The sequence below is a fragment of the Hyphomonas sp. UBA3601 genome (assembly GCF_002375605.1).
In the GTDB taxonomy this organism is placed as follows: Bacteria; Pseudomonadota; Alphaproteobacteria; order Caulobacterales; family Hyphomonadaceae; genus Hyphomonas.
The window spans coordinates 1-11,241 of sequence record NZ_DFME01000070.1; the positions used below are offsets into that span (position 1 = coordinate 1).

The window sequence follows — 11,241 nt, forward strand, 5'->3', positions numbered from 1 at the left end:
GGCCCCGGCACCAGCATGGCGCCCTGTTGCGGAATTTCCAGATATGGCAGATCAGTATCCCAGGCCGCCGGTTGAGCAGAGACGATCAGCTTTGGCCGTCCGGTAGACCCCCCACTTGTCATCGCTTTCAAGGAAGCCGCTGTCAGCTCCGGTAGGGGCTCTGCGGACAAATGTTCTCCAGGTACAAATCCCTGAGGTACAGAGACTATCTGTTCAAATGCGCCGGTTTCGGCTCCAACGACCAGCGACGGCTTGCCCAGATCAATAATCTGGTCCCGTTCGGATTTCGGCAATTTGGCAGATATGGGTTGAGGTGTGGCCCCCAACTTCCAGACGGCAAAGCATGCTTCGAAGAATTCTATGCCATTCGGCAGTGCGATGGTAACAAAATCATCTGGTTGTACGCCTAGCTCGGAATAGGCCCGAGCGAGGCGGTTGGTACGCTCTTCAAACTCACCCCAGGTGATGGCCCGTCCTTCATGATCGATTGCGACCCGATCAGCCTGTCTTGCTGCCCAGTATGAAATGATGCGCGACATGGATTGGACTGGCATAGTGTTTCCTCGCTACGTTTTTATATGTTGGCTCGCCTGAGCAATCGCTGAAACCCCTCCCAGAATTCCTGTCGGCGGGTATCCGTCTCCATCAGGATTTCATGCATGGCACCTTCAATAACCCCATGTTCGCAATCAGGCAGCCGCGCGCAAATCTTTTCGTGTGCGGCATTGTCGACCAATTGCTCTTCCTCGGCAGATGCCACAAAGACGGGAATGGCGACCTGTTTGAGAGCCTTCGGTTTACTGAACGTATCAACAATGCTGAGTGAAGCACCAAGCCAGCCCCATGTCACCGGGCCCAGCTCCAAATCAGGCTGCGCATCAATTAGCGCGCGCTGCATTTGCCAACGCTGCTTGTCATGCGTGACGATATTTGTCTCAAACGTCTCTGGCGGACCGGGTTGGATGGCATAGTCCCCCGCGCGCCCCGTCGCGCGCATGGCCCAGACGAGATAGCGCATCCCGAAGAAGCGAGACTTCAGGCCCCACATTGGCGCACAAAATGCCGCAGCGTCCACTTTTACGAGACCTTGCGAGATGGCGGCCAAGGCGATGGCGCCTCCCATGGAATGTGCGAGAGATACATGCGGACGTGGCAGGCGGTCCTGGAGTTGGTCCAACCCATTGGCCAGCGCGCCCATAAAGGTCTCGAACCGATCAATATGGCCCTTCTTTGTATCATCCAGAAGGCGTTCCGAAAGGCCCTGCCCAGGCCAATCAAGAATCACGACGGCAAACCCCATGGTCTGCAGCTCTCGTCCGACCTCAAAGTATTTCTCGATGAACTCCGTCCGGCCCGGACACACTATCGCAGTGCCACGCGGACCAGATTTTGAAAGCGCAGGGGCCACGCAGGCGCGAAGATTGCGGCCTTCGCTCCCCTTGAACCAGAGTATTTCCGCCCCGTCGGGTGGCGGGTTGCCCGGGATCAGCACAAAGGAGCTGTCCAGTGTGTGGGGACGCGTCGTCATATCGGACCTTCAAAAGAAAGAAGCCGCCCAAGGTTTCCCCGGACGGCTTCAGAGATCAAGTTCAATTCAGCGAAATTAGCTGAACTTCTTCATCAGGTTCTGCAGCTGCATGGCAACAGACATGTCGCCTTCAACCTTCAACTTGCCCTGCATGAAGGCCATCGTCGGGTCCATGGCGCCTTCGGAAATCTTCTTGAAGTCGTCCCAGTCGACCTTGATGGTCGCGTCGGCATCGGAATCGGAATTGTCAGCCTTGCCAGCAACGCCGTCGATGAAAAGCTTGCCTGCATCACCGAAGTCAAATTTCACCTTCTTCGTGAAGTCGCCACCGGCTTCGACGGCCGAATCTGCTTTCGCTGTGAGTTCTGCGAGATCCATTGAATTCCTCCTTGAATGGACTTTGGGCGATAAAGCCGTTCCTTCTATCAGAATGCAAGCCCACAGAGGCCAGATTACCTTGATTTAGTTCAGTTGGGTGGCAGCTTACTCAAATCGCTCAGGTTTTTAAAAGCGTGTTGACCTCGCGTAGCGGAAGCGTGGAAATTGGGCGCCATGAGCTGGCAGAAATCGATCGAAGAATTGCGTCGCCGAGAGCGATTGGCGGAAAAAATGGGCGGCGAGGAGCCGGTGTCCCGGCAGAAAGGCCGCGGAAAGCTGACGGTTAGAGAGCGCGTCGCCTTCCTGGCAGACCCCGGAAGCTTCCATGAAATCGGCAAGATCGCAGGCAAGGCAACCTATGGTGCCGACGACGAATTGGACGGTTTCCTGCCCTCGAACTCAGTTATGGGCCGGGCTCGGTTGAATAGCAGATCGACAGTGATTCTGGCAGACGATTTCACTGTTCGGGGCGGCGCAGCCGATGCTTCGATCTGGCAGAAAATGGTTCAAGCCATCAAGATGGCGGCCGAGTACCGCCTGCCGCTCGTTCAGATGATTGACGGCACTGGGGGCGGCGGTTCGGTCAAGATGCTGGAGAAAGACCCGCGCACCTACATTCCGGAGACACCGGGCTGGAATGAGATTACCCACGGCCTGACACAAGTGCCCTTCGTATCATTGGCCCTTGGCCCCTGCGCGGGCATGGGCGCGGGGCGAGTAGCCGCCAGCCATTTCTCTGTCATGGTCAAAGAGCTGAGCCAGGTTTTCGTGGCCGGTCCGCCTGTCGCCATCGCGCTTGGCGAAGATGTCACCAAGGAAGAACTGGGCGGCTGGAAAATTCAGGGCCAGAATGGCACAGTCGACAATGTCGTGGATACCGAAGCGGACGCATTCGAAACAGCTCGTCGTTTCCTGTCTTACCTTCCATCATCGGTGCACGAACTTCCGGAGCGAGTCGTGGGTGGTGACTCGCCAGTGCGACGGGAGGAGAGCCTGCTCTCTATTGTGCCAACAGACGGTAAGACGCCGTACAAGCCGCGGAAGATTGTTGAAGCAAGTGTAGATACGGGTAGCTTTTTCGAGATCGGACATGATTGGGGCCGGGGTATCGTGTGCGGGTTCGCCCGTCTGGATGGGTATCCTGTCGGAATCCTGGCAGGTGATCCCTTCTTCCTGGACGGCGCATGGACCGCAGATGTCTGCGACAAGGTCACTCGCCACATGGATCTCTGCTCGCAATTCCATTTGCCGGTCGTCCACTTTGTCGACTGTCCCGGCTTTGCGGTTGGCGTGAAGGCGGAGACCGCCGGTGTGACCCGTGCGGGCGTGCGCGCCATGACGGCGATCTATCAGGCCGATGTGCCGGTCTGTTCTGTCGTGATCCGCAAAGCCTATGGCCTGGCTGGGTCCGCCATGATGAATCAGAGCCGGACCAAATGGCGCTATTGCTGGCCGAGTGGGGACTGGGGCAGCCTGCCCATGGCCGGCGGCATCGAGGCCGCCTTCCGCAAGGAACTGGCCGAGGCCGAGGATCCGGAGGCCCTGAAGGCCCAGCTCTACAAGAAATTCGATGCGATCCGGTCTCCCTTCAGGACAGCAGAATCCTTCTATGCCGAGGAAATCATCGACCCGCGGGACACCCGTCCTCTCCTCGTGGATTTCATCCACCACGCCTGGCGCACACTGGAGCCGGGCGAACGGAGAACAGGTTTCCGGCCCTGATCATCCGCCCGAATTCCAACGTGATCTTGCCATTTTGTAGGTTTCATGTGGAAGTCATAGTGGATGTGGAGGGAACAGATGAACATCAAAATTCCAGCAATTGCGACCGCTGCCGTCTTGCTCGCGGCATGTGGCGGTCCTGGCAACGAGTCGGCTGAGCGCGCGATGATGAACGCCCCCCCGGCCCCATCTCCGATGATGGAGCAGGACGTGGCAATGGACGGTTCGTTTTCCAAATCAGGAGGTGGCGGCGGGCCGACCGAGGAGGCCGCGCAACAATATATCGCCTATTCGCACTCACTCGGATTGCGGCTGCCAGTGAAGTCCATCGAGCCAGTCATGCAGGGCCATGTTGCCGCCTGTAACCAAGCTGGCCCCTCGGTGTGTATCGTCACTAATTCCTGGTTCAACACCTACTCGGATGATGAAGCCTCCGCATCGCTCCAACTTCGGGCAACGCCAGATTGGATCGAGACATTCCTGGAGGGTGTCGACGCCGACGCCGAGCAAGCCAATGGCGACGTTACCAATCGCCAGACGACGGCCGAGGACCTTACCGTTTCGATCATCGACACCGATGCCCGCCTGAACGCTCAGCAAACCCTTCAAAAGCGTTTGGAGGAGTTGCTCGCCAACCGGGACGGCGAACTGGGAGACCTATTGGCCACGGAGCGGGAACTTGCCCGGGTCAACGGTGAGATCGACTCGCTAAAATCATCGCTCAAGACTTTGATGCTCCGGGTTCAGATGAGCCAATTGAGCGTGAACTACGAGACCAAGCGCAATCCGGTCTCGCAAGGCGCACTCTCACCGATCGGAAGTGCGTTCGGAGATTTCTTCTATAACCTCTCCAGTGCGCTGGCCGCCGTGATCACCGCCTTTGCGATCGGCCTGCCATGGCTGATCTTGATCGGAGCCTTCCTCTGGATCTGGCTGAAGCTGATCTGGCCACGCATCCGTCGCAAGAAACCCCAATAATGTGAATGGCCCCCGGAGCGATCCGGGGGCCATTCATCATCAGGCTTTCTCAGCCACTTTTGCCTTCTTGCCCTTGGGCTTGGCATCACCAAGCAACAGGTGGGCTATCTCTTTCGGCACAATCATCAACATCTCACTGGTGGACGTTTCCCAATTCTCGAGAATGTCTTTCGCGCGAAGGGACTTGGTGCGCTTGAAGTGCTCCTCGATCAGCGCCCTGGCTTCTGCAATGTGCTCTGCCTGCATGTCTGAGAGGGGATACCAATCAATCGAATCCGGGTTCGCCACCCGTTCGAACTGGCTTTCCGGATCCCAGATATAGGCTGTACCGCCGGTCATGCCCGCGCCGAAATTGTCACCGACCGGTCCGAGAATGACAGCCCGCCCGCCCGTCATGTACTCACAGCCATTCGCGCCGCACCCTTCAATCACCGTCACAGCACCGGAGTTACGAACCGCGAAGCGCACGCCCGCCGTACCCGCCGCGAACAACTTGCCCGCGGTTGCGCCGTACAAACACGTATTGCCGATGATAGCGTCACCCGCCCGATGACGCTCTTTCGGCCGTGGCGATACGACAATCGAAGCGCCCGACAGGCCTTTACCTACATAATCATTGGCATCGCCGATGACTTCCAGCAGAAGACCCTGCACCGAGAACGCACCTAGCGATTGCCCTGCGGACCCTTCCAGCCGGATATGCAGGCGGCCCTCTGGCAGTGCCTGCATGCCGAACTTGCGCGTGATCGCAGAACTCGACCGTGCACCGATCGCGCGCATCGTGTTACGCACACCATATTCCAACTGCATCTTCTCGCCGCGCTCGAAGAACGGCTCGGCATCACGTAGAATCTGGGCGTCTAGGGTATCTGGAACCTCTTCACGACGGTCAGGCTGATAAATGACCGGATTTTCGGTATCGACCTGGACTAGCAGCGGGTTCAGGTCGAGATCATCGAGATGTGTCGACCCACGGCTTACCTGAGCGAGCAAGTCCGTGCGCCCGATTGCTTCGTCGAGCGACTTCAGGCCGAGTGAAGCAAGAATTTCCCGGACGTCCTCGGCTATGAAGCTCATCAGGTTCACGACCTTTTCCGGCGATCCGGTAAAGTGAGCACGTAGCGCCTCGTCCTGAACACAGACCCCCACAGGGCAGGTGTTCGAGTGGCACTGGCGCACCATGATACAGCCCATAGCCACGAGCGAGGCTGTGCCGATTCCGTACTCTTCCGCACCCAGCATAGCAGCGATCACAATATCGCGGCCCGTACGAAGGCCTCCATCGGTGCGGAGGGTGACCTTGTTGCGCAGATTGTTCAACGACAGGATCTGGTGCGCTTCGGCAAGACCGAGTTCCCACGGCAGACCCGCATATTTGATGGAAGTCTGTGGGCTCGCGCCCGTTCCTCCCACGCCGCCTGCAATCAGTATGACGTCTGCCTTCGCCTTCGCCACACCAGCGGCAACCGTTCCGACCCCGGACTGGGCAACAAGCTTCACGCAAACCCGTGCCTCCGGATTAATCTGCTTCAAGTCATAGATCAGCTGGGCAAGATCTTCGATCGAGTAGATGTCATGGTGTGGCGGTGGTGAGATCAGCATCACACCCGGCGTTGCATGGCGCAGCTTGGCAATGAATTCTGTCACCTTGAAGCCGGGCAACTGACCGCCCTCGCCGGGTTTTGCACCCTGAGCGATCTTGATCTCAATCTCTCGACACTGGTTCAGATATTCCGCAGTCACACCAAAGCGGCCAGAGGCCACCTGCTTGACGGCAGAGTTCATATTGTCGCCATTCGGCAGCGGGCGAAACCGGGCGCGATCTTCGCCGCCTTCGCCCGATACCGATTTTGCACCGATCCGGTTCATGGCCACGTTCAGCGTGCCATGAGCTTCTGGGCTCAACGCGCCGAGCGACATGCCGGGCGTAATGAAGCGCTTACGGATCTCATTGATCGACTGAACGACGGATACTGGAACGGGGTCCCCAGCCGGCTTGAAATCGAGCAAGTCACGCAATTGTATCGGATCGCGCGAATGCACTGCTTCGACATATTTGCGATAGATAGAGTAATCGCCGCGATCACATGCCGCTTGCAATGTGTGGATCAGATTTCCGTCAAGCGCATGTGGTTCTTCGGACGCTCTCAAGCGGTAGAACCCGCCTACCGGCAGAGATACGACATCCTCGTCGAAGGCGGCCTCATGGCGAACAAGCGAGTTTTCTTCGAGGCCAGCGAGACCAAGGCCAGAAATGCGGCTGTTCATGCCTGGGAAATAATCCGCGACAAGCGCACGCGAGAGGCCCAGCGCTTCGAAATTGTACCCACCCCGATAGGAAGAAATTACAGAAATTCCCATCTTTGAGATGATCTTCAACAAGCCGGCTTCGACCGCTTTTTTGAAATTCAACACACACTCATTGAGCGGCATCTCTCCGAAAAGCCCTCGGGCTTGCCGGTCCGCAATGATGTCTTGCGCCAGGTACGCATTCACGCACGTCGCACCGACACCGATGAGTACGGCAAAATAGTGCGTGTCGAGGCATTCGGCCGACCGAACCGTGATGGAACAGAACGTACGCAAACCTTGCGCCACAAGGTGCGAGTGAACCGCACCAGTGGCCAGGATCATCGGAATCGCAATCTTGTTCGCAGACTGATACTGATCGGTCAGAATTATGTGCTCGCGGCCTTCGCGTACTGCATCTTCCGCCTCCTGACGGATTCTACCCAGCGCGTTCTTGAGCGCAACTCCATCACCTGCCGCATCTGCTTCATTGAATGTACAGTCAATCTCAGCAGTGCCAACACCCAGTCGATCGATCAGGCGGTCATACATCCCATTGGTCAGGAACGGGCTTTCCAGCACGAATACTTCCTGCTGGGACTTGTCGGTATCGAGAACGTTTCCAAGGTTTTTGAACCGAGTCTTGAGACTCATTACGCGCTCTTCACGCAACGGGTCGACCGGCGGGTTTGTGACCTGACTGAAATTCTGGCGGAAGAAGTGGCTCATTGGGCGGTACGAGAAAGACAAGACGGCCGTCGCAGTGTCGTCGCCCATCGATCCAATGGCCTCCTTGCCACCTTCGGCCATCGGAGAAAGGATCAATTCTAGTGTCTCAAGTGTATAACCCGCGGCTGTCTGACGACGCAGCAGATCTTCCTTGTTGAACATGAGAGGCTCAGGCCCCGGGCCGATTTCCGGCTCCAGTTCGGTCACGGCCTGCAACCACTCTTCATATGGCGCCTTGCCGGCGAGCAGGTCAATTAGCTCGCGATGCTCATAAAACTTTCCGGTCTTCAAATCAGCCGCGATCATGCCGCCAGCCTGGATCAGGCCGCGCTTGGTGACTTCATGATCGCCCAGCGGGCACATACCCGCCTCAGACCCAACCGCAAGAATACCGTCTGCCGTCAGAGCATAACGAAGCGGCCGCAAACCGTTTCGATCAAGCCCAGCTATGGCCCAACGGCCATCATAGGCCGCGATTCCGGCCGGTCCGTCCCAAGGCTCCATCACGGAGTTACAATAGTCGTAGAGCGCCTGGTGAGCAGTCGGCATGACCGAATCCCGCTTCGACCAGGCTTCCGGGATCAACATGGCCTTGGCCATTGGTGCCGAACGGCCTGACTTGCAAAGAATCTCGAACACAGAATCAAGGGCGCCAGAGTCGGACGTGCCATCCGGGATCACCGGCTTTACATCATCAACATGCTCGCCAAAGGCTTCGGATACCATGCGGATTTCGTGGCTCTTCATCCAGTTCTTGTTGCCACGCACCGTATTGATCTCGCCATTGTGCGCGATCATTCGGAAAGGCTGAGCCAGCGACCATTGCGGGAACGTGTTGGTCGAATACCGCTGGTGATATATTGCGAATGCAGAGACGAAACGCTCGTCCTTCAGGTCCAGATAGAAATTGTCGATGTCCTGCGCCAGGAACATGCCCTTGTAGATCAGGGATGAATGGCTGAGTGAACATACATAGAAGGATGGAATCGCGGCCTCACGTGCACGACGCTCGATCCGCCGGCGGCAGATATAGAGCGCACGTTCAAGCTCTTCCGGGCTGCGCCCTATACCATCGCGAAACATGATCTGCTCAATCGCCGGGCGCGTATCCTTGGCCTTCTGACCTATCACGGTCACATCCACGGGGGGCTGGCGCCAGCCATAGATGTAGAACCCGAAATGCAGAACCTCGGTTTCAACCAATGTCCGCGCAGCTTCCTGAGCCGCAAAATCCGTGCGTGGTAGGAATATCTGACCCACACAGATTGGGTCGTCCGTCGGATTGTGGCCTGTGCGAGTGACATGCTCACGGAAGAAATCCTGTGGCACTTCCACGCGAATACCCGCGCCATCTCCGGTCTTGCCATCCGCATCGACAGCGCCCCTGTGCCAGACATTCTTCAATGCCTCGATCCCCATCTCCACGATTTCGCGACGCGGCTTGCCATCGAGCGCTGCGACAAGGCCAACACCACAAGCATCATGCTCATATTCGGGGTCATAGGCGTGGCCGTCCATCAGCTTCTGACGGTTGGCCTCATACTGTTTTACATATTCTGACATCTGACTACTCCGCCGCTACTTTAGAAGCGCGCTCTTGTGCTCTCATCGCCTTGTGCATGGCTTCTGCTGCGTCCCGGCCATCCTTGATGGCCCAGACAACGAGCGAAGCGCCGCGAACGATATCCCCTGCCGCATAAACGCCGGGCAGGCTGGTTTCCATTGTTGCATAATCGACCCGAACCGCGCCCCAACGGTTTACGGTCAAGGTTTCTTCGCCAAACAATTCCGGCAGGTCTTCCGGGTCAAAGCCCAGCGCCTTGATGACCATGTCGGCCTTGATGTCGAATGTTTCCCCGGTCTTGACCGGAGACTGACGACCGGAGGCATCGGGCTCGCCCAGTTTCATCCGGCTCGCGCGAACAGCTTTAAGTTTGCCGGCTTTCGTATCGAGAATGGCATCGGGCGAAGCCAGCCATTCAAAGGTCACACCCTCTTCCTCGGCATTCGTCACTTCGCGCTGACTGCCCGGCATATTCGCGCGGTCACGGCGATACACACAAGATACGCTCTTGGCGCCCTGACGGATCGCCGTTCGCACGCAATCCATCGCAGTGTCGCCGCCACCGATCACAACCACGCGCTTTCCGTCTGCGTTCAAAGTCCCGTCATCATAGGCCGGCACGTCATCGCCAAAATTCTTGCGGTTGGAAGCGGTCAGGTATTCCAGCGCAGGGAATACGCCTTTGGCCCCGCTGCCCGGACATTTCAGATCCTTTGCTGCGTAGACACCTGTCGCGATGAGGATCGTGTCGTGCTGATCTCGCAGCGTTGAGAGAGACACCGTCTCGCCGACCCGCGTATTGAACTCAAACCGGATTCCGGAATCTTCCAAGCGTTTGATACGGCGCTCAACCACATCCTTCTCGAGCTTGAAGCCAGGGATTCCGTAGACCAACAGGCCACCCCCCCGGTCATAAGCATCGTAAACCGTGACTTGATAGCCCTTTCGGCGGAGCTGTTCAGCGGCAGCAAGGCCCGCAGGGCCCGCGCCAATAATGCCTGCAGATTGGGCGCGTTCACGTGGGGGCGTGATCGGCTTCACCCATCCCTGATCCCACGCATTGTCAGTGATATACTTTTCAATAGATCCGATCGTGACTGTGCCGTGGCCCGACTGTTCGATGGTGCAGATACCCTCACACAGACGATCCTGCGGACAGATGCGGCCGCAAATCTCAGGCATGTTATTGGTCGCCGACGAGACCTGATATGCTTCTTCGAGCCGGTCTTCGGCGGCGAGCTTCAACCAATCAGGAATGTTGTTGGAAAGGGGGCAGCCCTGTTGGCAGAATGGGACGCCGCACTGCGAACACCGCGCGGCTTGCTCACCAGCCTTGTCCTTGCTGAACTCAGCATAGATTTCATTGAAATCGTCTTTTCGGTCCGAGGCATCCCGCTTTGACGGCATGCTCCGCTCGACTTTGATGAATTTCAGCATTTTTTCTGCCATTTCGGCGCTCCCGGTATTAGAAGTGTGTGCTTAGAACTTTCACTCCAAGCTCGCAAGCGCATTCGATCATTCACAACTCACAATGATATTTATAAACTGCACTCGGCCGCCCGTTTTGCCGCCTGTGCGGCTCAATACGGAAAAACAACATCATATTGATCTTTATACGAGTGGTGGCTTTTTTGGTAAATTCCCATAGTTGGGAATTGCGTTGAAACTGTAAGGCTCGCCTGATGTCCCTATTACAGCTCGCCATTATCGCCCTGCTGCAGGGCACGACAGAATGGCTTCCCGTGTCCTCTTCCGGCCATGTACTGCTCGCCGCAGGATTCTTCGAAGCTAGCCCCGGCGACGAGTTATTGATCAATGCCGTGTCAAATCTCGGCACCTTGTTGGCGATGCTGATCTATTTCCGAAAGGACGTGACCAGCGCCATTGCAGGAGGATTTGAACTGGTCGCCGCACCAATATCAAAATCGCCACTGTCAAAAGGGGCTCGCCTTGCAGCCGCCGTGATTGTTGCAACGCCGGTCGCCGTTCTGGTCGCATTCGCCTACGAAAAATTCCTGCCCGAAAGCATGCTGGAAAGCATGCGCAGCATCTA

8 protein-coding genes are annotated in these 11,241 nt (G+C 57.1%); 3 read left to right on the forward strand and 5 right to left on the reverse strand.

What is annotated here, in order from left to right:
* The 3 genes from B4F73_RS07280 to B4F73_RS07290 all read right to left on the reverse strand — a co-directional run.
* A partial coding sequence (locus B4F73_RS07280) for an AMP-binding protein (RefSeq protein ID WP_290481836.1) occupies window positions 1–554 on the reverse strand: 554 nt, incomplete at its 3' end.
* Between the two features lie 20 nt (window positions 555–574).
* Entirely contained in the window at window positions 575–1,528 is a 954-nt protein-coding gene (locus B4F73_RS07285) for an alpha/beta fold hydrolase (RefSeq protein ID WP_290480307.1), read from the reverse strand.
* A gap of 75 nt (window positions 1,529–1,603) precedes the next feature.
* The gene (locus tag B4F73_RS07290) at window positions 1,604–1,906 is read right to left on the reverse strand and encodes an SCP2 sterol-binding domain-containing protein (RefSeq protein ID WP_034812976.1); all 303 of its coding nucleotides are present in this window, start codon (window positions 1,904–1,906) and stop codon (window positions 1,604–1,606) included.
* A gap of 174 nt (window positions 1,907–2,080) precedes the next feature.
* Between B4F73_RS07290 and B4F73_RS07295 the strand changes: the two genes are divergently transcribed.
* Window positions 2,081–3,628 carry an acyl-CoA carboxylase subunit beta gene (locus tag B4F73_RS07295; RefSeq protein ID WP_290480306.1) on the forward strand — a complete coding sequence of 516 codons (1,548 nt, stop codon included), beginning with the start codon at window positions 2,081–2,083 and terminating at the stop codon, window positions 3,626–3,628.
* 78 nt (window positions 3,629–3,706) lie between these two features.
* Window positions 3,707–4,606 (forward strand): DUF4349 domain-containing protein, encoded by a 900-nt coding sequence (locus B4F73_RS07300; RefSeq protein ID WP_290482878.1) that lies wholly within the window; start codon window positions 3,707–3,709, stop codon window positions 4,604–4,606.
* Window positions 4,607–4,645: 39 nt separating this feature from the next.
* Here B4F73_RS07300 and gltB read toward each other — a convergent pair whose 3' ends face one another.
* Both gltB and B4F73_RS07310 read right to left on the reverse strand, forming a co-directional pair.
* Window positions 4,646–9,187 carry a glutamate synthase large subunit gene (gene gltB / locus B4F73_RS07305; protein ID WP_290482879.1) on the reverse strand — a complete coding sequence of 1,514 codons (4,542 nt, stop codon included), beginning with the start codon at window positions 9,185–9,187 and terminating at the stop codon, window positions 4,646–4,648.
* A 4-nt stretch (window positions 9,188–9,191) separates the two neighbouring features.
* Window positions 9,192–10,637, reverse strand: coding sequence for an NAD(P)-dependent oxidoreductase (locus B4F73_RS07310; protein ID WP_290482880.1), 1,446 nt, complete (start codon window positions 10,635–10,637; stop codon window positions 9,192–9,194).
* A 233-nt stretch (window positions 10,638–10,870) separates the two neighbouring features.
* On the opposite strand from B4F73_RS07310, the gene B4F73_RS07315 reads away from it, so the two are divergent.
* Window positions 10,871–11,241 (forward strand): undecaprenyl-diphosphate phosphatase (locus B4F73_RS07315; RefSeq protein WP_290482881.1); only part of this gene is annotated, 371 nt, incomplete at its 3' end.

Coding starts and splice junctions, on each gene's coding strand:
- B4F73_RS07310 (WP_290482880.1), bottom strand. CDS start 10,637: ATGGCAGAAAAAATGCTGAAATTCATCAAAGTCGAGCGGAGCATGCCG.
- B4F73_RS07285 (WP_290480307.1), bottom strand. CDS start 1,528: ATGACGACGCGTCCCCACACACTGGACAGCTCCTTTGTGCTGATCCCG.
- gltB (WP_290482879.1), bottom strand. CDS start 9,187: ATGTCAGAATATGTAAAACAGTATGAGGCCAACCGTCAGAAGCTGATG.
- B4F73_RS07295 (WP_290480306.1), top strand. CDS start 2,081: ATGAGCTGGCAGAAATCGATCGAAGAATTGCGTCGCCGAGAGCGATTG.
- B4F73_RS07290 (WP_034812976.1), bottom strand. CDS start 1,906: ATGGATCTCGCAGAACTCACAGCGAAAGCAGATTCGGCCGTCGAAGCC.
- B4F73_RS07300 (WP_290482878.1), top strand. CDS start 3,707: ATGAACATCAAAATTCCAGCAATTGCGACCGCTGCCGTCTTGCTCGCG.